Origin of the sequence: Colwellia sp. RE-S-Sl-9 (genome assembly GCF_048296855.1) — a bacterium.
In the GTDB taxonomy this organism is placed as follows: domain Bacteria; phylum Pseudomonadota; class Gammaproteobacteria; order Enterobacterales; family Alteromonadaceae; genus Pseudocolwellia.
Window position 1 is genome coordinate 918,265 of the sequence record NZ_CP182631.1, and the last position, 21,722, is coordinate 939,986.

The 21,722-nt window shown below is 36.2% G+C and carries 19 protein-coding genes; 8 read left to right on the top strand and 11 right to left on the bottom strand.

The window, feature by feature from the left end; all coding sequences use genetic code 11:
- Positions 1-2: 2 nt before the first annotated feature.
- Entirely contained in the window at positions 3-1,373 is a 1,371-nt protein-coding gene (locus ACM9HF_RS03975) for a DUF1800 domain-containing protein (protein WP_473614422.1), read from the bottom strand.
- A gap of 131 nt (positions 1,374-1,504) precedes the next feature.
- A complete protein-coding gene (locus tag ACM9HF_RS03980; RefSeq protein WP_473614426.1) occupies positions 1,505-2,212 on the bottom strand; it encodes an esterase/lipase family protein in 708 nt (235 codons plus the stop codon).
- 159 nt (positions 2,213-2,371) lie between these two features.
- Between ACM9HF_RS03980 and ACM9HF_RS03985 the strand changes: the two genes are divergently transcribed.
- From ACM9HF_RS03985 to ACM9HF_RS03995, 3 genes are all read left to right on the top strand, one after another.
- Positions 2,372-2,611 carry a type II toxin-antitoxin system ParD family antitoxin gene (locus ACM9HF_RS03985; RefSeq protein WP_473614429.1) on the top strand — a complete coding sequence of 80 codons (240 nt, stop codon included), beginning with the start codon at positions 2,372-2,374 and terminating at the stop codon, positions 2,609-2,611.
- Complete coding sequence (locus tag ACM9HF_RS03990) at positions 2,611-2,904, top strand: type II toxin-antitoxin system RelE/ParE family toxin (protein ID WP_473614433.1); 294 nt, start codon at positions 2,611-2,613, stop codon at positions 2,902-2,904. The genes ACM9HF_RS03985 and ACM9HF_RS03990 overlap by 1 nt, the downstream gene beginning before the upstream one ends.
- Positions 2,905-3,037: 133 nt before the next feature.
- Complete coding sequence (locus tag ACM9HF_RS03995) at positions 3,038-3,424, top strand: RNA-binding S4 domain-containing protein (protein WP_473614436.1); 387 nt, start codon at positions 3,038-3,040, stop codon at positions 3,422-3,424.
- Positions 3,425-3,526: 102 nt separating this feature from the next.
- On the opposite strand, the gene ACM9HF_RS04000 is transcribed toward ACM9HF_RS03995, so the two are convergent.
- Together ACM9HF_RS04000 and ACM9HF_RS04005 are read right to left on the bottom strand one after the other, a co-directional pair.
- A complete protein-coding gene (locus tag ACM9HF_RS04000; protein ID WP_473614439.1) occupies positions 3,527-4,771 on the bottom strand; it encodes a DUF3422 family protein in 1,245 nt (414 codons plus the stop codon).
- A 19-nt stretch (positions 4,772-4,790) separates the two neighbouring features.
- Entirely contained in the window at positions 4,791-5,915 is a 1,125-nt protein-coding gene (locus ACM9HF_RS04005) for an S-methyl thiohydantoin desulfurase family protein (RefSeq protein WP_473614443.1), read from the bottom strand.
- Positions 5,916-6,160: 245 nt separating this feature from the next.
- Between ACM9HF_RS04005 and ACM9HF_RS04010 the strand changes: the two genes are divergently transcribed.
- Positions 6,161-7,276 carry a M14 family metallopeptidase gene (locus ACM9HF_RS04010; RefSeq protein ID WP_473614446.1) on the top strand — a complete coding sequence of 372 codons (1,116 nt, stop codon included), beginning with the start codon at positions 6,161-6,163 and terminating at the stop codon, positions 7,274-7,276.
- Positions 7,277-7,350: 74 nt separating this feature from the next.
- Here ACM9HF_RS04010 and ACM9HF_RS04015 read toward each other — a convergent pair whose 3' ends face one another.
- Together ACM9HF_RS04015 and ACM9HF_RS04020 are read right to left on the bottom strand one after the other, a co-directional pair.
- Positions 7,351-8,655: a cytosine permease gene (locus ACM9HF_RS04015; RefSeq protein WP_473614450.1), complete on the bottom strand. Its 1,305-nt coding sequence runs from the start codon at positions 8,653-8,655 to the stop codon at positions 7,351-7,353.
- A gap of 112 nt (positions 8,656-8,767) precedes the next feature.
- The gene (locus tag ACM9HF_RS04020) at positions 8,768-10,924 is read right to left on the bottom strand and encodes a TonB-dependent receptor (RefSeq protein WP_473614453.1); all 2,157 of its coding nucleotides are present in this window, start codon (positions 10,922-10,924) and stop codon (positions 8,768-8,770) included.
- A 234-nt stretch (positions 10,925-11,158) separates the two neighbouring features.
- On the opposite strand from ACM9HF_RS04020, the gene ACM9HF_RS04025 reads away from it, so the two are divergent.
- Positions 11,159-11,677 carry an Lrp/AsnC family transcriptional regulator gene (locus ACM9HF_RS04025; protein WP_473614457.1) on the top strand — a complete coding sequence of 173 codons (519 nt, stop codon included), beginning with the start codon at positions 11,159-11,161 and terminating at the stop codon, positions 11,675-11,677.
- On the opposite strand, the gene ACM9HF_RS04030 is transcribed toward ACM9HF_RS04025, so the two are convergent.
- Complete coding sequence (locus ACM9HF_RS04030; RefSeq protein WP_473614460.1) at positions 11,674-12,783, bottom strand: arginase family protein; 1,110 nt, start codon at positions 12,781-12,783, stop codon at positions 11,674-11,676. The two genes, ACM9HF_RS04025 and ACM9HF_RS04030, sit on opposite strands and share 4 nt — an antisense overlap.
- A gap of 205 nt (positions 12,784-12,988) precedes the next feature.
- Complete coding sequence (locus tag ACM9HF_RS04035) at positions 12,989-13,471, bottom strand: GNAT family N-acetyltransferase (RefSeq protein ID WP_077341750.1); 483 nt, start codon at positions 13,469-13,471, stop codon at positions 12,989-12,991.
- A gap of 194 nt (positions 13,472-13,665) precedes the next feature.
- On the opposite strand from ACM9HF_RS04035, the gene ACM9HF_RS04040 reads away from it, so the two are divergent.
- Entirely contained in the window at positions 13,666-15,375 is a 1,710-nt protein-coding gene (locus ACM9HF_RS04040) for a proline--tRNA ligase (RefSeq protein WP_473614467.1), read from the top strand.
- 152 nt (positions 15,376-15,527) lie between these two features.
- On the opposite strand, the gene ACM9HF_RS04045 is transcribed toward ACM9HF_RS04040, so the two are convergent.
- Both ACM9HF_RS04045 and ACM9HF_RS04050 read right to left on the bottom strand, forming a co-directional pair.
- Positions 15,528-16,679, bottom strand: coding sequence for a lipase family protein (locus ACM9HF_RS04045; protein ID WP_473614470.1), 1,152 nt, complete (start codon positions 16,677-16,679; stop codon positions 15,528-15,530).
- Positions 16,680-16,699: 20 nt separating this feature from the next.
- Positions 16,700-17,170 carry a DUF6795 domain-containing protein gene (locus ACM9HF_RS04050; RefSeq protein ID WP_473614475.1) on the bottom strand — a complete coding sequence of 157 codons (471 nt, stop codon included), beginning with the start codon at positions 17,168-17,170 and terminating at the stop codon, positions 16,700-16,702.
- 319 nt (positions 17,171-17,489) lie between these two features.
- Between ACM9HF_RS04050 and ACM9HF_RS04055 the strand changes: the two genes are divergently transcribed.
- Entirely contained in the window at positions 17,490-18,686 is a 1,197-nt protein-coding gene (locus ACM9HF_RS04055; RefSeq protein WP_473614478.1) for a leucine-rich repeat-containing protein kinase family protein, read from the top strand.
- A 119-nt stretch (positions 18,687-18,805) separates the two neighbouring features.
- Positions 18,806-19,480 carry a flagellar brake domain-containing protein gene (locus tag ACM9HF_RS04060; RefSeq protein ID WP_473614481.1) on the top strand — a complete coding sequence of 225 codons (675 nt, stop codon included), beginning with the start codon at positions 18,806-18,808 and terminating at the stop codon, positions 19,478-19,480.
- Between the two features lie 95 nt (positions 19,481-19,575).
- Here ACM9HF_RS04060 and ACM9HF_RS04065 read toward each other — a convergent pair whose 3' ends face one another.
- Positions 19,576-21,711 (bottom strand): alpha-galactosidase, encoded by a 2,136-nt coding sequence (locus ACM9HF_RS04065; RefSeq protein ID WP_473614483.1) that lies wholly within the window; start codon positions 21,709-21,711, stop codon positions 19,576-19,578.
- Positions 21,712-21,722: the final 11 nt, after the last annotated feature.

Sequence of the window (21,722 nt, forward strand, 5' to 3'; positions counted from 1 at the left end):
TTTTATCTCCTTTGAAATTCAGGGCTCATTAACAACAAGGTAAAAGCCTGCTGACGACTTTCTGCTCTTATTACGCTGTTATAGGTTAGTTCACTGGCACTATCGCTTAAAGTATTCATTAACACTTTCTCAGCATTAGGTTTTCTTCTAGCAGCATATTGTGCCGATAGCTCAATTCTAGACATAATGGCACTCGCGCCATTCCAGTCTTGTTGATAATCACTATATCCGGCTGGAGAACCCGCATTAAAAGGTCTTTGCCCTAAAACAGTTAAGGCTTTTAAAACTTGTTTACCTTGAATGTTATTTTGTCCTACCCCTCTAAAGGTAGAAATAACAAACTCTCTCGGCGATTTAAACTTAAAGGAATGTTCCGACCACGACTCTTCAGCATTTATCATTTCAATAACAACGTCTTTAATTTTTCCGTTGCTCAATTTCCAACGCTTTACCATTTTTTCAACAAGGATTTGAGGGGGGGCGTCTGCAATAAAATGACGTGCTAACTTAAAACATAGGTGCTCAGCAGTAGCAGAATGACGAGCCAAATACTTAAGCATACTTTCCCCCTGCTTTAGCCCATTATTGTTAAAACTCGTCCCTAATAATTTTCTCGTATTAGGTTCATGCCCTGTGCCCCTATAGGTAAAGCCAACGCTTTTATCTTTTGTAAAATTAGATACACTCCACCCCGTAATACCCTTAGCAAGTTCAGTAACGTCTTGTTGAGAATAACCGCCATTAACACCTAGCGTATGAAGCTCTAATATTTCTCTGGCGAGATTTTCATTCAAACCTTTACCTTTTTTACCTAACTTAGACGCGGGACCAAAAGACTTTTCATTGTTCAAATAAATTAACATTGCAGGATGTTGAGTGACCGCTAACAACATATCTTCAAAAGAGCCTAATAAATGTGGTGCAATAGCTTCGCGCTCTAAAGTAGGTGCTAACGCCGTCATTACTTGACCTTGAGCCGTCACACTAAAGTGGTTAGAAAAAAAGTCTAACAACCGCCAGTTCAAGCTATTGTCTGATTGAATAGCTTGAACCAAAGTATCGCTAGATAAGGTTAGATAAACGTTCCGAGGATATTTCTGTAGTTTTTTCAGCTTTTCTTGATCAGTTTTACTTACAAGGCTTGCGCTTCCATTGGCATTTTTTTTATTTAAACTTTTTTTGAAAAGCCTTAACTCAGTTAATGCCTCTGCTATTTCATCAGAGGTAGGTAAATCATCGTCAAAAGATACAGCGGGGGTTGTATTTAATTGATTAATTAACCAAGCCTTCGGGTCTTTTTTTACCTCTTTATGCTCATTTGGCTTAGCTCCCAAACCAAAACGATTAGTGGCAATAACCGCTTGAATAGACATATTACTTACCTCAAATAAAACCAATAACTTACAATAATAGCAAGTATCAACTTATGCTAATTATTTTACGTATCTTTACATTAAAAAATTGGAACCGAACCAACGGCTAAAAGTATTACGTGAATGGTTTGTTAGGGCGAAACGACATTATGTTGAAACTCCCCTGTTTTTAGGAATTTTTTAACTTGTCTAATGACTTCATCATTCCGCATAATAAATGCGTGTGAAACGGGTATAATTATGTGATCAGACATACCTTCCACCTTTGTGTTTTCGACTGAAACTTTACCATCATCAGGGTTTGGAAGCATTTGAGAAAGTATTGGGTTAATCGTTGAGCTGCCAGCTATTATTCCTACTGGGTAACTAACTGCCCCAAGTAAATTTGGAACACTTGATTTATCAGTACCTAACTCCAAACCTGCGGGGCCATTAATAAATTCGTATCCTGGAACGTTTTTAAGTTTATCAACAATCTCACTTCCTTTATTTGGCGGGCCTAGCATTACCACACGCCCAAGCAGGTCTAGTGTGTTATCCCTTAAATATTTACGTAATACAATTCCGCCAAGAGAATGAGTCACAAAATTTATAATTACATTAGGTTTACATTGAGCTACTGCGTTAGGAAGGTAATATTTAGCAATACTTTCTATATTATATTGCGTTGAGGGATAGTCAAAATTAACAACGGTATAACCTACTTCTTTAAGTTTATTCTCCATTTTATTCATAGAGCTATCGGAACGAGCCATCCCATGAAGCAATATAACGCACTCTTCAGACATAGAAAAAGCACTCCATAAACACAGAATTAAATTAAATAATTTTATTTTCATACGGCACTCTAAAATTCCTAACACCTCACTAAGAGGCAAATAATTGTTGGCTAAAATGTGAAGCTAAACCAGTCAACTATTTTTTGTCCATTTAATTGCCTTGTTAAATTTTTTATACCATAATCCAATATATATTGGTACTTGAAAAGATTTTACAATATGGCTAAAAATACAAGCGTAACATTGGGCGAACATTTTGATCAGTTTATAAACCAACAACTTAACACTGGTCGTTATGGCTCAGCAAGTGAAATTATTAGAGCTGGATTAAGAGCTTTGGAAGATCAAGAAGCTAAGCTTTTAAATTTACGTAATATGTTAATCCAAGGCGAACAAAGTGGTGTTGCCGAGTACAGCTATGAAAGCTTATTAACTGAATTAGATAAAGATAACCATTAATGGGTAAGTTTGTATTATCTTCAAAAGCCAAAACAGATTTAATTAAAATAGCTAAATATACCCAAATAACTTGGGGACTATCTCAACGGAATGATTACCTAAAAATATTAGATAGTACGTTCCATTTGTTAGCTAGTGATCCCGATCTAGGAATTAACTGTGAGTCTATTAGAGAAGGCTACAGTAAATATCCACAAGCTAGTCATGTGATCTATTACAAAGAGTATAAAAACAGTCAAATATTTATCGTGCGAATATTACATAAAAGTATGGATGTTAACTCCGCACTCTAGAAAAATACCAACGCCCCATTAAGAGGCAAATACTAATTGGTAGTTAAGATGCTATTAATTATGGGATTGGTATTATAAATTTTATGATAAACTAGCGTTATTATTACAACTCCCTGTTTATAGAGAAAACTCAATGTCTGACGACTACCCTACGGTTTCTATTTCATATCAACCGATAGAACTATGTAAATTATTAAAAATAGCCAATATGGTGTCTGGTGGCGGCGAAGCTAAAATAGTGATCGGCGAAGGTTATGTTTATTTAAATGGTGAAGTTGAATTTCAAAAAAGAAAAAAAATATACAATAACGACATTATCGAATTTAATGGAGATCTAGTACAAGTAGTATGTAGTAAGCCTGCAAGTACTTCTGAAGAGGTAAAAAAGGCAAAGGTTCAAAAAGCTAAAGTAAAAACGGCTCAATCGAAAAGTAGCAATAAAAACACCCAACAACATGCTATTGCGCAGGAAACGCCAATACCATCAACGCCAGCAAAAAGACGCCCTATTTCATTTTAATATACCCATTATCACTCAATATGCGTATTTCAGACTATATTGAATGGTTACGGAATATGACTTAAAGATAAGGTAATAAAATAAATACCTTATCTTTATGCATTACTTTTTACTTAATTTTCTTTTTTTCAAAAAATCTATCAATAAAAACGATACGGCTATACTGCTTGGTATCGTAATAGACATAAACAAAGGTATATTTATATTAACCCCCTGCTCAGTTAACGACTTTAAAAACATATGAATTAATGCGCAACTATTATAACTAATTGCCACAACAGCAAACGCTTCTATTGTTTCTTGTAATACAATTTGTTGTTTATTTTGGTCATTTACTGACGCTAACAGCTCATTATTCTGCTGCTCTGTTGTAGAACGAATACGGGTAGACAATAACGAAATAGCACGGTCAATTCGCGTAATAAATACATTTAAACGATTATTAGCAGCTTCGCACGTTCTGAATGTGGGCATGGTGTTTCGGTTTAAAAAGTTGGAAAAAGATTGATAGCCTAATACCTTAGTTTCATCTAAATGCTGTAAACGGTCTTCAATTAATTTTTTATACGCTGATGTTGCTGAAAATCGATGTCCTGTATTACTTCTCCAGTTTTCACTGATTACCGATAAGTCTAATAATTGATGAAGCAATTTTTGTTGTGACATGGTGTCACTCACTTCAGAGATATCTTTTACGATAAGTGAAAGATCTATTTCTTTTGTTTCTAATTCAAAAACAATTTCTTCTGCTATCGGAAATGCAATTTCTGCCACACTTCTATAATTTTCTAATTCTATAATGTTTTGGCTTAAGCGCCCTCTGCGCTTTGGCCCTAACGAAAAATCTTCAATATACACTCTAAATAATTTATGTTGCTTATCGCCATAATAGTCTGTCCAAATACGCGCTGAATCTTGTTCAACCATGTTACCGATTAATTGATTTTCACCAAAAACAGTATGTAATTTTTCTTTGAAAGTTGATGTGGGCGTACAGGTATTAAAGGTAATAAGTATTTGTGTGAGCAGCTTTCCTGGAAAAGAGTTTAACCAGTGTTCAGGTACATTTCGAATATGCTCTAAATCCCCCTTTGCTGAAATAATCCAAATGTATAATACAAATTCATGGTGTATTTCTTTTCTAAGATCGACATTTTCTCCACAGTAAACTTCTAACCGAGAAGAAACATCAACTTCGGCTAATTGAAAATATTCAACTAGCTCAGCGGTATGTTCTTTTTCTTGAATAATATCAATTTCATTTTGACGTAAAAAAGAGTGGCAAAATACAGTGCTTCCTCCTTCAAATTCAGGAGTAGGCCTTGCATTTAGCACTCTATTTTTCATCTTTAAAACGCCTTAAATATTAATATTGCTTAAAGTGTTTTTCTACTGCAGAAAAATACTCATCCGCTAAACCTAAGTACGCAGGTCCAAAAGCTTTTAAACCTTTTTCTGTTAAAAACTCTTTAGGTGCAGGTAAAATAATAACAGCGACATTCATACCAACAAGGTGATTAGGATTGGTAATAGGTTCACCTTTATCGAGATCAATACAACAAATAAGCTCAGGAATAGTAACGTCAATTACACCATTTTTACGCGCAAGCATATTTTCATTTTTAACGTCAATAGAGTAAGTATCACCCTCAAAGTTATTTACACCTTCTATCTCAATATAACCCAGAGTAAACCCATCTTTAGTCTCAAAATTAAAGTTTTGAGTTTTTCCTCTAAAAGCGACATAACCATTGCCTTTATCAGCAATAACTTGAGCAATATCACTCCCATCTGCTTTGGCTAAACGGTAGGCTTTACCTAACTCTAAAGCCGTTGATATGGTGCCTTGAATTACAGCTCCTCTTAAGTTCTTCGCTTCGGTTGCATGATCAATAGCAGCAATATCGTTACGACTTACTTTAGCCAAAGCACGTACTAAACGCTCTGCTCGCATATCGTCTTTAACATTTTCGCAAACAAAACATTCACCAAATTCATTTGCAGCAACAATCGGTGCTGCTGGTAAATTATTTAAATAATAAGTTGAATGCGTTATTTCAGGCACAGCTCTACCAGCGGGATCAGCATCAATAATATAACCATTACTCATCGCTGCTACGTAAAATGAAATAGCCGTATTAGAGCCACCTAATTCACAACAAATAGTGCCGAAATAAGAGTCACCTGTAAGCTGTTCTAGTCGACGAAGCGCTGTCATTATAGAAGGTTCACCACTTTGAGGTAATTCGCTGTATTCTTGTTCTTCTTCAGCAGATAAATCTGAAATAGCGCCTAACATATAAGGTGTACAGATTTTGGCGTTATCAGGTACATGATCAAAATCTATCAACTTAAATTCTTTACCTGCATCAAACGCTTTATTTATATAATTAAAGCCTTCATCAAGTTCGCCTCCACCGCCTGTTCCTAAAATGGTACAACCGTATAAAATATCAGATAAATCTTCTTTGCTTAGACGTTTAAATTGCATGTATTACTAACACCTTTGTCAGAACTTTAGTTACAGCAAATAATAACGAATTGTTAAAAATTTAAGTTTCGAATGCGGCCACTAAATCAAATTTAAATTTTTTCAGGTATCACTATAAACCAATTTAATTTTTAGCTTTTATTACACACTAAACATAGAGTTATACCCGTTACCAATCAATATGCGTATTTCAGAGTATCTTGAATGGTTACGGGTATAAATATTGATTGTACTAAGGGTTAAAAATGAGAATAGATTCCAATTTCGATAGCGGCAATATTACCGTTATAAACACAGACTCACACACGAATATACGATTAAATCTACGTAAAGACACTAACGCAGATCATAAACAGTGGTTCTATTTTAGAGCTTCAAATGTGCAAAACTTTAACTGCCAATATTTTATTGATAATGCAGATGAAGCTTCATTTCCTGAAGCTTGGGATACTTGTACTATTGTTGCCTCGTCAAACAGAAAAGAATGGCGTCGTATTAACACCCATTACGACGGAAAAACATTATCCTTCTGTGATCAATCAGACTCGCCTATTACTTATTATGCTTTATTTGCCCCTTATTCGTATGAGCGTCATATCAATTTAATAGGAAATTCTCTGGTTCATCCACAATGTTCTTTATTAAAAGCTATTGAAACCGTTAATAAAAACCAAGTAGAAGTATTACAAATTGGATCACCTTCACCACACAAAAAATCAATATGGATTATTGCTCGCCAACATCCAGCTGAAACGATGAGCGAATGGTTAATGGAAGGTTTTTTACAAGAACTGTTAGCACAAAACGACCACAGCATATTATCTAAAGCGACATTATACCTTGTTCCTAACATGAACCCTGACGGGAGTGTTGTTGGTAATATACGCACCAATGGGAGTGGTATAGACCTAAATAGATCTTGGAAAACACCTTGCGCAGAAAAAACCCCCGAGTCTTTTTACGTATTAGACTTAATGAAGCAAACTGGTGTTGATTTATTTTTAGATATACATGGTGATGAAGATCGCCCATTTACCTTTGCAGCAGGTTGTGAAGGCAATTCAAACTACACTGAAAAGCAAGCCAGTTTAGACAAAAATTTTAGACATTATTTTAATGAAGAAACAATCGATTTTTCAATTGAGAATGGCTATCCAGCAGATGAACCGAATCAAGCCTTGTTAGATATTGCTTGTAATCAGGTGGGTTACTTATTTGGGTGTTTATCTCTTACTATCGAATTACCTTTTTTAGATAATAAGTACAACCCTGATCCTATATATGGCTGGTCACCTGAGCGTAGTATAAAAATGGGTACACAACTATTATCACCTATAGCGCGTATTTTAGAAGAATTGTAAACAGCCACTTAAACAAATCAGCTTAGCTTTATTTCATTAAAGCTAAGCTGATTTTTATAGATTGACTTGTACGATTAATTAACGGGATTGGTATTAAATTTAGGATTAATTTTCATTAATAGATAATAAACTGGAGCCGTAATTAAAAGTGAGTCACATACTTCTATTGTTGTAAGCGTGAAATACCCTTGATTAGTTAACATAGAAACAACAATACCTACTGCCCACGCGATAAGCGCAACGACATTAACTTTACTCACCGCCGACAGTTCTTCTATAACATAGCGCTGCTTCTTTCTAATAAAAAAGAAATCAACAACATAAATAGCAGCCACAGGTGTAAAAATAGTAGATAAGCCAAACAGAAAACTTGTAAAGTTATCGAGTAAATTAAAAGAAGCGATAAATGTTCCTAAAATACCTACAAAAATAATAACTTTCCATTCAGGCCACTTTTGCGTAATAGAATTTAGACCTAACGCAGAACTGTACAAATTAATAACACTGGTAACCCAACCTGAAGTGATCAATAACACAAAAGCAAAACCACCTAAACCAAGCGCCAGCATAACTTGTAAAACATCATTATTCACCACAGCTAATCCTGCTATAGCCGCTACAATATAAACAAAATTATTAATGAATAAAAAAGGCAAAAAGGAAGCGATAAAAGTCCCTCTTTTGGTTGCTGAAAACCGTGAAAAGTCAGGCATTAACACCACGCTCACAATAAAGCTCCCCACCACAGCAGATACAGCTTCGCCAAAGGTAAAATCAGTATTTGGAGGAAGGACACTAAGCTCGTTAGCGCTATAGCCTATGCTTTGATAAAGCATGTATATAACAATAAGAAAAAGCACAGGAACCAGTAAAGTAGAAAGTTTTTCTAACAGTTTAAATCCCAAAATAGTGGTGAGTGTTATTAATATACCAATAACAATTTCTAACACCCAAATCGTAGCGGTATAGTCATAAGTATCTTGAATGAGTTCTTGTATAACTTTACTAAAAACATCAATATTTACCCCGTACCATCCCAATAACGACAACACAAAAGCAAAACTTAATATATTGGCGCCAACATTCCCAAACACAAACTTCATCATCATACATGAAGCAAGTCGGTTATACATTCCCACAAGACCCGTAATATAGCCCAATATAGACAGTATTAAGCCACCTAATAAAAAAGCATATAAACTTTGTTCAAGTCCTAAAGCTTTTCCTATTTCGAGTCCAGTAATTAACCCTGGAACCGCAAACGCTAACCCTCCATTTATCATACCAATACGCACACCACCAATGGTTTTCTCTTCAGGCACTGGGCTGGTTGCATAATCTTCTAAAATATCATTTTTACACGTTTCGCTATTGTTCATAAGAATAGACACCTATTAAAAAAATCAGCCTCCTAATACTAAAATAACACTAGAATAAAACTAAAAGGCTGATAAAAGCTTAGCACCTTAAGTTGTGCTAAACATGTCTAACTTAAAAACTATATATGGCTTCTAATCCGAAACTACGTGGTCTATTAGGTTGGCGAGCTAGGTCAGTTACACCATCACCAAAAATAAAGATGTCTTCTATACCTCTTTCATCGGTTAAGTTTTTAACATAAAACTGCAGTGTTATATTTTCTGACTTTATACCAACACCTGCGTTTACAAAGGTGTATTGAGACGATTTAATCTCAGGTAATTCAAGATTGAATGACTTAGGCCCAATGATTTGAACATCCGCACGTGAAATAAGCGACCATGTTTCGTTCAATTCAAAAAAGTGGTTAATTGACGCTGAATAATTATAATCGGCAACCCAAAACTGTGATTCACCGACTAAGTTTGGGCGTCTTTCAAATTCAATAATTTCTGAGTCAATTAGCCCTGCACTTAAACGAAAATCTAAGTTAGCAGTAATGGCAACGCCTACTTCTAACTCAAGTCCTTTGGTTTCGACTTCATCAATTCCTAAGTTTTCTAAGGTAAAAGTATCAACATTGAATTGCGTAATTTGTGCATTTTCTTGTTCTATCGCGAAAATAGCACCATTAATGGTGACTTTATCATCAAATAATGTAGATTTAAAACCTGCTTCGTAGCTGTCTGAAACTTCTTTATCGAAGGTTCTAAGAATACCTTCAGCAGGCTCATTAAAGCCACCACTTCTAAAACCTTTTGAATAACCCGTATAAATAAGTACATCTTCTTGCATTTGATAAGCAATAGTTACTTTAGGTTGTAATTGGCTAAAGTCTTTTTTGGCAAAGGTGTCGTTAACAAAGTTAGGATCAAACGACTCCCTTGAGTCGTGGTCGTAACGTAAAGCACCTGTAATTTCTAGTTTGTCGGTAATATCGTAGTTAACTTGCCCTGCAACAGCCCAAGCTTCACTACTGTTAATGTCAGCAATCACTAAATAGATTTGATCGTTAGAAAAGTCAGCTCGAGTTTCGCGAACATCACCATTAAAATCATCAAAAAAGTTAATGGTATTATCACGCTCTTTGTCTTGATAGAAAGCAGATACCGCCCAGCGTAAATCTTGATCACCTTGCGAAGTAAAACGTGTTTCAACTGTTAACGACTCAACATCAAATAAACCTTCTGTACCAAAAGGCGCTCTAAAAAAGTCAGCTTCATCAATAAACGTAGGATCAGCAGAATAGTCGCCATCATAAAAATGTTCATTTTCAGACTTACTATACGAAGTAATAAAATCAAGTGTACCTAAATCATATTCTTGCGTTAATTTAGCACTTAACTCGTACACATCTCTTTCGTCTTTGTTTTTAATATTGTTTGAGGTGTTAATTGAAAAGTCTTCTATCGTATCGGTCGATACATTTTGATAATAAGCAAAGCCGGCTGTACTGCTAGTATAACGACCTTTTAAATTTAAGCTTGTATCGTTAAACAGTTCAAACTGCAGTTGGGCAAAAAGAGAATCTTCTTCTGAATAATCAGCTTCTTCACCTAAAAAGTCGTCATCTATTAAGCCATCCGTACTTTTTGTATAACCACCAACACGAAAATAAGCCGTGTCTTGTTTATTAAGCGAGCCTGATACAACACCACTTATATTGTATGTATTACCATTACCATAAGAGGCTTTAACTGAACCTTCTAAATCTTCAATTGGTTGTTTGGTTGTAACAATAACCGCACCACCTACAGCACCACGACCGTATAAAGCACCTTGAGCACCACGCATAACTTCAATGCGTTCAATATCAACTAAGTCTTGGTTTATAAACTCGAGATCGGGTGCGGTAACGCCATCAACAACAAAAGCTAATGGTGGATCGCCCACTTGTGGCGTTATTAATCCTCTAATGGTAATTCGTGCTAAGCCGGGCCTAAAGTTGTCAAGAGCACTAAGGTTGGGAGTCATGTTTGCTACATCTCGAAAATTAGTAATACGAGAGCCTTCAATCATGTCTGCTGTAAATGCAGTTACAGAGTCAGGAACATTCTGAATGGTTTCAATACGACCACGAGCAGAAATTGTAATTTTTTCAATTGAAGCTTCTTTCTCTTTTATCGTTTCGTCTTCAACCGCTTGAACCGATGAAAATAATGATAAACTAATTGCACATGAAACAAGTGATTTACAAAATACTTTACTTATCTTTTTAGATTTACTCATAGCGTAGCCTTAATGCTTTATAATTATTCTTAAGTAGTTAAGTGTTAGTTAGCAACTTAAACTCTAGGGTTAAATTAATTATGAGTGTTTATAGAAAAATATTATTTTGTAATAGTGTATTCTGGCACTACATTTATATTGATTTATTATAATCAACAATAAATCTTTAGGTTACCTAAAGAGATAATAAGTTACGCAAATTAAAATAACTAAAACGATGAGAGCACTTAAAACATGAAAAAAGTGATTAAAATTGACAGCTACAATAAAAAAATACTAGGCTTTTTACACCTACAAGCCGACTTAACTAACATTGAATTGGCTGAAAAAGTGAATCTGTCGCCAAGCGCTTGTTTCCAAAGGGTGAAATCTTTAAAAGAAGCCGGTTATTTTAGATCTTTTCATGCAGACGTAAACCTAGATCAACTTTGCGAACACGTTTTTGCTTATATCGAATTTACGTTAAACGACAACAGCGCACCTACCCGAAGAAAATTCGCTAATGCGTTACAAGACATACCTGAAATTATGGATTGCTTACAATTAAGTGGTGACGTAGATTATATTTCATTAAGCTGTTTTTCTAATATTAATAAGCTTAACGACTTTTGTAATAAATTAAGCGACGATGAAACCTTATCCATAAAACGCATTAACACTAGAATAGTATTAGATCGAGCTAAATGGTTTTTAGGTTACCCTTTAGCTCAATTAAAATGGTTAGACGACTCACCTTATTCTGAAGAAAACTAGTTTTTCGACATAAAATCGATCAACAATGCAGATATTTTTGCCGCCACTGAAAGCGTTATTTCTCTAGCGTTTTCATTATGGCTTGTGCTATTAGTAAATGGTGCTATTTCCATCATATCTGCTCCGGTAATATTAAAGCGTTCACCTAATGCAGTTATTATTTGTAAAGCTTCATTTGGATAAAGTCCATCAGGTTCAGGTGTTCCTGTGGCCGAAGCAAACTCAGCGTCAATAGCGTCTATGTCAAAGCTCACATATAGTTCGTCTATATTATTCTCTGTAAGCTGTTTAATAATATTTTCAACAATAGGGTTAACACCAAGCGTTCTTACCTCGTTCGCCCAATGCTGTTTAACACCAAAAGTATTTTCCCAATGTGATTTAGGTTTACCACTAGAACGAATACCTATTTGAATTAAACAATCAGGGCTGGGTAAGTCATCCAATATATGCGTACACCACGAGCCAAAACATAAGTCGATACCTAAACGCTCAGTAAGCAAATCGGTATGCGCATCAAAATGAATAACCGCGGCTTTTATTCCTTGTTTTTTCTTACCTTGTAAATAAGCTTTAACTAAAGGATAACTTACCGAATGATCGCCACCTATACCAAAAATACCTTTTTGCGGAAACTCGCTATAAAAGTCATGCAATACATCTTCAGTAATACTTAATGGCGACACGGGGTATAATTTATCACTGCTGCCATAAAGTGCTTTTTGGCAATTTGAAATAGTCGCTTCATTCAAGTATTTATCGTGCAGCAAATGCGGTATAACTCTAATATCACCTAAATCATAACTGTTTAGCTCTGGGTGCTGTTCTAATAAAAACGAACGTAAAAACAACGGCCCCCAATTAGCACCTCTTAAAATACCGCCACCACAATCTGAAGCAATACCTAAAATAACAGCGTTTGAAGTATTAGGAAGTAAAGATAAAGTATTAAGCCAATGTTTATCTATGTTGGTTGTTGTACCAAAAATACGTTGATGAAGCTGCTCTTTACGCTCTTTAGCAGTGTTAACCGTGAACACGCCATTACCTGGCGGACACAAACAATGTGAGAGTTTCTCGAATAAGGGAGTTGATATCGGCTTCATAATTTACCTCTATATTTAACGTTAACCAAAACTGGTACATAAAGAGATATTTTATGGGAATACTAAAAAATTAAATTTTGAAAATGGGAGCATTTCAAAAAAATACGATGGTAATCCCCCCCTCTAACAATTACTTGAGCTTTAATATCAATTCTAACAATTAATTATTGGCGTTAATATTAAAGCCCTATTATAGTTAAGTAAGTTATAACTTCTTTTGCCAAAAAACAGCTTGACCCATTTTAGGATCTAACTCGTAACCTGCAAAACCTTGTTTAGCATAAGCAGACTTGGCAACCGTATTCCCTTCTAATACTTCAAGCGTTAACTTACAGCAGCCCATTTCTTTTGCTATTTGTTCAACCTTATTAAACATCAGCTGCGTTAAGCCTTGTCTTCTATACGCTTTTAATACCGCTACATCATGAAAGTTAACTAAAGGTTTAGCATTAAAGGTAGAAAAGCCCACAACACAATTAGCAATAGCCGCAGGTTTATCATCAACATACACCAACACCGAAAACACATTATTTTGTTGTTTTAAATTTTCAATTAAATGTTGCTGGGTATATTCACAAAGCGGTTCACCACCGCCCATAGGATCCATCGCATATGCATTTAATAAGAGTAAAACATCTTTCGCGTGTTGTTCATTGTGGTAATCGGCTTTTATTACTTCTACAGTCATCACTATTCCTTAAGTTAACCCTTTAATTTTTTTAAACAATGTACCTCAATATATTCAACAATATAACCCTGTAAAACAGCAATATTAAGGAAAAACATCAATAATGTTTATTTATCGCTTTTGCCAACCAAAGTGCCCTGTTAGAATACCGCCATTACGAAATTAACACGTCTATTTAACGGAAAATTTTCTCAATGCGTACTAGCCAATATTTACTTTCAACACTGAAAGAAACCCCAGCCAACGCTGAAGTTATCAGTCATCAATTAATGTTACGTGCAGGTTTAGTACGTAATTTAGCGTCAGGTTTATATACTTGGTTACCCACGGGCTTAAAAGTTTTAAGAAAAGTGGAAAACATAGTACGTGAAGAAATGGAACGAGCTGGCGCTTTAGAAGTATTAATGCCAATGGTTCAACCTGCCGATTTATGGGAAGAGTCTGGTCGTTGGGAAGATTATGGTCCTGAGTTATTACGCTTAAACGATCGCCACAATCGCCCATTTGTTTTAGGCCCAACACATGAAGAAGTTATTACTAAGTTAGTTGCTAACGAAATTAGTAGCTACAAACAGTTACCTTTAAACGTGTACCAAGTGCAATCAAAATTCCGCGACGAAATTCGACCTCGCTTTGGCATTATGCGTGGTCGTGAATTTTTAATGAAAGATGCTTACTCTTTTCATTTAACAGATGAGTGTTTAGAAAAAACCTATCAAGTTATGTTCGATGCTTATTGTAGAATATTCGATCGTTTAGGTTTAGATTACCGCCCAGTAATTGCTGACACAGGATCAATTGGCGGCGAAGCTTCACATGAGTTTCATGTATTAGCTGATTCAGGCGAAGACGATATCGCATTTAGTGATGTTAGCGACTTTGCAGCAAACATAGAAAAAGCTGAAGCATTAGCGCCAACAGGCGACCGCCCTGCTGCTACACAAGACTTAGCTGAAGTTTCTACGCCTAATGTTAAATCAATTGAAGACCTTGCTGACTTTTTAAAAGTTGACGTAAAAACTACCGCTAAAACGTTACTTGTTTTAGGCGAAGAAGTTAAAGGCCAAGCTACGCCAGTTATCGCCCTTGTATTACGAGGCGATCATCAGTTAAACGAAATTAAAGCAGAGCATTTACCTTTAGTAGCCTCGCCACTGACTTTTGCTTCAGACGAACAAATAGAAGCGGCTGCGGGTTGTAATGCAGGCTCTATTGGCCCTGTGGGCTTAAATATTCCAGTAATTGTTGACCGCAGTGCAGCCCACTTAGCAGACTTTGTTTGTGGTGCTAACAAAAATGATGTTCACTTTACCGGTGCTAACTGGGATCGCGACTGTACTGAATATACAGTAGAAGACATTCGTAACGTAGTTGAAGGCGACCCAAGCCCATGCGGCCAAGGTAACATCGTAATTAAACGTGGTATTGAAGTCGGTCATATCTTCCAGTTAGGTCAAAAATACGCTCAGGCAATGAACTGTGGCGTACTCACTGAAGAAGGTAAAAACCAAATACTTACCATGGGTTGTTACGGTATTGGTGTTTCACGTATTGTTGCAGCAGCCATTGAGCAAAACCACGACAAATACGGTATTAAATGGCCAACGGCTATCGCACCATACCAAGTAGCGATTGTTCCAATGAACATGGCTAAATCTGCACGAGTTAAAGAAACCGCAGAAGCACTGTACGAAAAATTACAACAAGCTGGCATTGAAGTAATATTTGATGACAGAAAAGAAAGACCGGGCGTAATGTTTGCCGACCATGAATTAATTGGCACACCGTTACTACTGGTTATTGGTGAACGTAACTTAGACAACCAAGAACTTGAAGTTAAAAACAGAATCACTGGCGAAAAAACCATGATCAAAATTGACGATGTAATGTCTTTATTTGCGTAAGCTAAACTAGCACAAACTAAAAAGCCGTTTTCATTATGAAAACGGCTTTTTTAATAATACAAATAATTTTATTAATAACTTATTAACTCTATTTACATTTATACCTTATGGAATGCATAAATAATTCTTTGAACTAAAATTCAGAATTACATCTACAGCATAGACAAAGCAAGGCTTCCAACAGCGGCAACTTTACCTAAAGTAACTGAAAGTACCCAACGAATAAATTTATACGACATATCAGTAATAGTTACACCATGTTTACCTGCAAAAACCAACATATGGCCCAACATACCTTTTTGCTGCTCAGCGAAACGACCTGGCATTTCAGCAATTTCGGTTAACGCCATAGCAACTTTATCGTAAAAAGTTAAACTACTCGTTACCATGTGCTGAATTTGAGCTAAGTAACCGGTATCTTGTAATAACGTAAATAAAGCGGCGCCTAAACGGTGTGCCCATCGCGCAGTAAAACTCGCTTGATGACGTTTTTCATAATCAAGCCTTACTTGTTCTTTATGTAGATGTGCACTATTTTTGTTTATAGCAGCAAAGCTTCTATAGCTACTAGCCGTGTTAATATAACCTGGAGAATTCCCTGCCATTCTGTGCGCATTTGCACTAATATTTGGCCCTGCATTAAGTACATATTCGCCTTCGGTATGAACAAAAGGCCAAAAAGGGATAAGAGGAATAGGATCGGCCATATGTAAACTACGGTATATTTTATTCAGGCTATTACTCGTTTTATCAGCAAACCCCGAATATCCAACGCGTGGAGCACCAAAAGTGTATAAGTTAATAGGACGACCACTTTGTTTTTCACTTAACCAATTCGCTGTTAAATGAGCCAACGCACCTCCCAAGCTATGGCCAACACAATGCACAGGGCCGGTATTATTTTTGGTAAAATAGGCGTCTAAGGCAGGCCTAATAGAATTAAAGGTTTTATTAAACCCTGCATGAGCAGGCAAATTATTCGCACTAGTACTTAATCCGCAATGCACGTCAGTTACTACATCACGTTTCATGTCAGTGCCTCGTATTGCAACAACAGTGTGGCCATTATAATCACCGCCTTTTTTACCTGTTCCAATAACAGCAAAGCCTGTTTTATGCTTAAATATGTGCTCCATAAAAGAGCCACTAATACCTTGCACTACATTATTTGAGAGGTTGAAGTCGAAGTCTTTGGATAAAAACTTAAGTGCAGGTGTCTCATACCCTCCACCTAAAGTTTTTTCTTTTATTTGATATGAACCTTCCGCGAGTTTCACGGCTATTGTAGGGGTTAAATCACGCATGTTATATTTCCTTATATTGTTTAATCTTCAATGATGTGATCGATTTCAAAATCAGTATCCCAACGACAAATACTAGAAGCCCCGTGTGGAACATGAGAACTGTCGTCATTAGTAAATTTAAAAAATACTAATGGGTTTTCTAAATCAGCATTTAAACAAGAGAGTTTTTTATCATAAGCCTCTATAGGCTCAGTACCAGGTAAATATGTCCCCCAAAGTTTATAAAATTTATTTTCATAAAAAAAGCCAATTGTTTGACCTGTCATTTGTTCACAAAACATCCATCCAGGTGCTTTTGATCGAACATTGACAACGGAAAGAGTGAAACAACCCTTTTCGTCAGTCAGCGCACTATCTACTCTTTTTTTATTATCAATATACCTTAGTTCGCGTTCAATCTTAACACCCGCTAAAGGCTTACCTTTATCAAGTATTCGTCCTGATACCGCGGAGCATAAATGAACATCGTATTTTTTAAACCAAGCAAACATATCAATTCCTTGATGTTATATCAGAGAGTAAGGAGTAGACATTTAATAAATATAGAGGGGTAATGCGAGAGAAGACGCTTCCTACGTTCACTTATTAGCTATCCTTACTAAATATTTCAAGGCATTTTAGGGGATTGAATTGAAAAAGTAAATAATGATGAAACAAACATTTATGTATCAATCACAATAAAACTTCAAGGTGCGGCCCTAGCTGTATTTTAGGACTAGCTTCAAGTAAACTGTCGCGTTTTTAAGATACTGTTTTTACCTATATTTTAGTGTAACGGTTTTAACTTTTTAACACGTAAACGGATGATTAATGCAAACTCTTTCTCAATTACAGTCGGGCGATTTAAAAGGAGTTAAACGTTTAGCGCTTGCTGAAAACTTAACAACCTTTCCATTAGAAATACTGTCGTTAGCCGACAGTTTAGAAATTTTAGATTTGTCTAATAATCAGTTAACGTCATTACCGAAAGAGTTGGCGCAGTTAACGCAACTTAAAATTATTTTTGCGTCTAACAACCTTTTTGAAACGCTGCCTGAGGTGTTGGGGCAATGCGAAAACTTAGAAATGGTGGGTTTTAAGTCTAACCAAATAAAACACGTACCTGAAAACGCGTTACCGTCTAAATTACGTTGGTTAATTTTAACGGATAATTGTATTGAGGTTTTACCTGATTCGTTAGGCGAGCGTCCACGCTTACAAAAATTAGCGTTAGCAGGCAATAAGTTAACTCGTTTGCCGTTAACTATGGCTAAGTTAAATAATCTTGAATTGGTGCGTATTTCAGCGAATCAATTAACCGAGTGCCCTACTCAATTATTACATTTGCCTAAGCTGGCTTGGTTTGCTTTTGCGGGTAATCCTTTTAGTTATTCAGATCTGAAAATAGATTCAGTGCCTTTGTTAACGGCTTCAAGTTTTACCTTGCAGCAGGTTCTTGGCCAAGGGGCTTCGGGTGTTATTTCAAAGGCGGTTTGGAATGAAAAGCAGTATGAATTTCCTGATGATATTGCGGTTAAGGTTTTTAAAGGTGAAGTGACAAGCGACGGTTACCCACAAGACGAGCTACAAGCATGTTTAAAAACAGGTAACCATCCCAATTTAGTACGTAGTTTAGCGCAAGTAAATGAAGCGGGTTATTTAGCTTTGATCATGAATTTAATCCCTGAAAATTATAAAAACTTAGGCTTACCACCGTGTTTTAAAAGTTGCACCAGAGATACGTTTACTGAAGGGTTTAGTCTAAGTGTTGGGCAAGTTGATAAAATAGTTACGCAAATGAAAGCGGTGTTTGAGCATTTGCACGCGAATCAAGTTTGTCATGGCGATTTATATGCTCATAACACATTGTTTGATGAAGAGGCGAATATTATATTTGGCGATTTTGGTGCGGCGTCTATGTATCACATGCTTAGTGATGAGCAGCAAGGGTTAATTAAAACAATTGAAGCACGTGCTCTACAGTACTTTATTGAGGATTTGTTAAGCGTGTGTGATGAACAAAATTGATGCTATTGTTAAATGTATAAACTATTTAAGTGAAATAATTAATTGAAAACAAAAGATTGTTTCTTATGGTTAGTTTGATACTATTTAAAACATTAGCATTATGAAAAGTATAGGAACTAATGGCCGATTTAAGTAGTAAAGAGCCAAAGCAACTATTTGAGTTGCAGCCAGGGAAAACGTTAGACCTTCAAATTAACCACCCCGTACCTCTTCGACTCAAGTTAACACTTGTAGGCTTTGAGATAGGAAAATATATCTTACTCAAGTATCCTAAAGTTGCGCGTGCTTCCGATTATAAAGACGTACTGGTTGATGGTAACATGGTGATTGTGCGTTACCTTATGGAAGGTAATAAGGGAGAATGTTTTGCTTTTCGATCATCTATTAAACACATTACTTTACATCCCGAGAAGCTACTTTTTCTTGAGTACCCCAAAAAAATAGAAAACCGTCAGTTAAGAACACAACAAAGAACCAGTATTCATATACCTGCTACTATTATGCTTGAAGGCAAAGGTGATGAGACAACTAAAATTAGTGGTGTTATTAGTGACATTTCAGCTAAAGGCTGTGGATTTGCTTTTAAAAGTAAAAGTGAAAAAACACATGTAAATAAAATTAATATTTTAGTCTGTATTCAAAGCCCTATAGATGGCGAAGTAAGAGTCCCCGCTAAAGTATGTAACAGTAGAAATACACACGGTTTAGTCAATGTAGGTATACAGTTTTTAGATGAAGAGAAAAAAATACCAAAACTACTCGAGCAGTTATTTATTGAACCAAGTAATAGCTAATTATTCAGAAAGCTATTGATTTAAAAGCAATAAAAAGCCCGAGCGCGGTTAAACGCTCGGGCTTTTTTGTGTGACTCAACTACATAGTGTAAACGTTATTTCACTTCATTTAATTCAAAAATTAATGTTGTTTGCGGGAAGCTAATAGGTAATTGCATACCCAGTTGCATTAATGCTTCGCCTGTAAACACTTGTCCGTCAACTTTACTAAGTACTGATGTTGAATATTCTTTATGTTTAGTCGGCCAAATAAAATCAAGTTGGTATTGTTTGGTGGTATCTAAACCATTGAATCGATATTTTTTAGGTGCTGTACGTTTAGTTTCGTTAACACTGTTGTATGAAAATAACGCTTGTGTTTGGTCGTCATTCACAATACCAAAATCGACTGAATCACCATCAGAATTAGCACGTATTACACGACCATTATGAATAAGCGCACGATGTTTTTTATGCAATGCAATAACATGCGTAAGCTGTTCACGTTCATGATCCGTTAACTCACGAGGGTCCATTTCAATTCCCATATGACCAAAAAATGCTACGCCAGCACGCATTTCAATACTTACATGCTTACCCGTAATATGGCAATCGCGAGGCCCTACGTGTGATCCCATAACATCTGATGGGAAGAAGTAAGAACAACCACGTTGAATGTCGAGTCGGTCTAACGCGTCGTTAGAATCAGACGTCCAAACACGATCAGTATGTTGCAACACACCATAGTCAACACGCGATCCACCTGAAGCGCAGCTTTCAATTTCAACATGCGGATTTGATATTTTTAAGCGTTCAATTAACTTATATAGTGCAAGTGTTTGTTGGTGAATAACAGGTTTACCGTTATGTCCGCCAGCGTGGTTAATGTCGCGATTCATGTCCCATTTGATGTAAACAATTTTAGGGTATTCAACTAAAATATCGTTAATGGCGTTATATAAATATTCTACAACTTCGCTACGCGTTAAGTCTAAAACCAATTGGTTTCTGAAGCTAAGCTGTTCGTTACCTTGTGTTTGTATTACCCAATCTGGATGCGCGCGGTATAAGTCGCTGTCTGGGTTTACCATTTCAGGCTCAAACCAAAGGCCAAATTCCATTCCACATTGATTAACATGCTCAATTAATGGCGATAACCCATTTGGATAAATGTCTTTATCAACCACCCAATCACCTAAACCGGCTGCGTCACCACGACGACCTTTAAACCAACCATCATCAAGTACAAAGCGCTCTGCCCCTACTTTACTAGCATGTTCAGCAAGTTCTTTAAGGGTATCCACGTCGTGATCAAAGTAAATACCTTCCCATGTGTTGTAATGCACTGGGCGAGGTTTATTTCTTACTTTTTCTTTCAATAATTGTGTACGTACATATTGATGGAAGTTATGAGATAAGCCATTAAAACCATTTTCAGAATATGAGGAATATAGCACTGGGCTTTTATACGATTCGTTCACAGCAAGTTCTACTTCGCCCGGTAATAAGAGCTCACCAAGTTGCACATAGCTACGCCCTTCTGGCAATAATTCAGCACGTAATTTGCTGTTACCGCTCCAACCTAAATGAAAGCCATAACATTCACCATTGTTTTCATGAGTAAATTCGTTATGCATAAGAAAGCCAGGAAAGTTATCGTGGCTAGTTTTACCTTTGCGGTTTTCACGTACAAAGCTACCTAAAAACAAATCGATAGTTGTGCGTTGAAATTCGTACGACCAACGGCCACCAAACGACATGATTTTATTCATAACATCTGGCATAGGTATCGTTGGCGCTGCGCACCAGTTAACATTTAATACTTTATCGCCTAGGTTAACTAATTCTGTGGTTAACGCTAGCACGTTTGAATGTGAATCAATTTTTATGGTGTGAATAGATTTTATTTGTCTTATTTCGTCTACCGATTCAAAAATAACTTCATGCTCATTATTTTGAATAACGTTTGTTGTTTTACCGCCCATAGACCATGCGATATCACTATTGGTTATTTCAATACCTGGCGCGCCTGTAAATCCTTGCCCTAATAATGGCGACAAAGAAATAGGCGCTTCTACTACAACAGCACATTTAACTTCTTGGCGTGTTGATAAAAGACTTATCATCTGACCTGTTGTGTCATGGTTTAGCTTTTTCCCCCAGTAAGCTATCGCTGGAGTTTGATTACTACAATCAATTAATAAAGTAGAAGAGTCACTGTGTAATTGAACAAATTCAGGTACTTGCTTCATTAGAGTTATCC

What these genes read in the sequence shown, in the direction of transcription:
- ACM9HF_RS04030 (WP_473614460.1), bottom strand. Translation starts at nt 12,783, where the DNA reads ATGAAGCCGATATCAACTCCCTTATTCGAGAAACTCTCACATTGTTTG.
- ACM9HF_RS04050 (WP_473614475.1), bottom strand. Translation starts at nt 17,170, where the DNA reads ATGTTTGCTTGGTTTAAAAAATACGATGTTCATTTATGCTCCGCGGTA.
- ACM9HF_RS04060 (WP_473614481.1), top strand. Translation starts at nt 18,806, where the DNA reads ATGGCCGATTTAAGTAGTAAAGAGCCAAAGCAACTATTTGAGTTGCAG.
- ACM9HF_RS04015 (WP_473614450.1), bottom strand. Translation starts at nt 8,655, where the DNA reads ATGAACAATAGCGAAACGTGTAAAAATGATATTTTAGAAGATTATGCA.
- ACM9HF_RS04005 (WP_473614443.1), bottom strand. Translation starts at nt 5,915, where the DNA reads ATGCAATTTAAACGTCTAAGCAAAGAAGATTTATCTGATATTTTATAC.
- ACM9HF_RS04045 (WP_473614470.1), bottom strand. Translation starts at nt 16,679, where the DNA reads ATGCGTGATTTAACCCCTACAATAGCCGTGAAACTCGCGGAAGGTTCA.
- ACM9HF_RS04055 (WP_473614478.1), top strand. Translation starts at nt 17,490, where the DNA reads ATGCAAACTCTTTCTCAATTACAGTCGGGCGATTTAAAAGGAGTTAAA.
- ACM9HF_RS03980 (WP_473614426.1), bottom strand. Translation starts at nt 2,212, where the DNA reads ATGAAAATAAAATTATTTAATTTAATTCTGTGTTTATGGAGTGCTTTT.
- ACM9HF_RS04020 (WP_473614453.1), bottom strand. Translation starts at nt 10,924, where the DNA reads ATGAGTAAATCTAAAAAGATAAGTAAAGTATTTTGTAAATCACTTGTT.
- ACM9HF_RS04065 (WP_473614483.1), bottom strand. Translation starts at nt 21,711, where the DNA reads ATGAAGCAAGTACCTGAATTTGTTCAATTACACAGTGACTCTTCTACT.
- ACM9HF_RS03985 (WP_473614429.1), top strand. Translation starts at nt 2,372, where the DNA reads ATGGCTAAAAATACAAGCGTAACATTGGGCGAACATTTTGATCAGTTT.
- ACM9HF_RS04000 (WP_473614439.1), bottom strand. Translation starts at nt 4,771, where the DNA reads ATGAAAAATAGAGTGCTAAATGCAAGGCCTACTCCTGAATTTGAAGGA.
- ACM9HF_RS04035 (WP_077341750.1), bottom strand. Translation starts at nt 13,471, where the DNA reads ATGACTGTAGAAGTAATAAAAGCCGATTACCACAATGAACAACACGCG.
- ACM9HF_RS03975 (WP_473614422.1), bottom strand. Translation starts at nt 1,373, where the DNA reads ATGTCTATTCAAGCGGTTATTGCCACTAATCGTTTTGGTTTGGGAGCT.
- ACM9HF_RS03995 (WP_473614436.1), top strand. Translation starts at nt 3,038, where the DNA reads ATGTCTGACGACTACCCTACGGTTTCTATTTCATATCAACCGATAGAA.
- ACM9HF_RS04010 (WP_473614446.1), top strand. Translation starts at nt 6,161, where the DNA reads ATGAGAATAGATTCCAATTTCGATAGCGGCAATATTACCGTTATAAAC.
- ACM9HF_RS04025 (WP_473614457.1), top strand. Translation starts at nt 11,159, where the DNA reads ATGAAAAAAGTGATTAAAATTGACAGCTACAATAAAAAAATACTAGGC.
- ACM9HF_RS04040 (WP_473614467.1), top strand. Translation starts at nt 13,666, where the DNA reads ATGCGTACTAGCCAATATTTACTTTCAACACTGAAAGAAACCCCAGCC.
- ACM9HF_RS03990 (WP_473614433.1), top strand. Translation starts at nt 2,611, where the DNA reads ATGGGTAAGTTTGTATTATCTTCAAAAGCCAAAACAGATTTAATTAAA.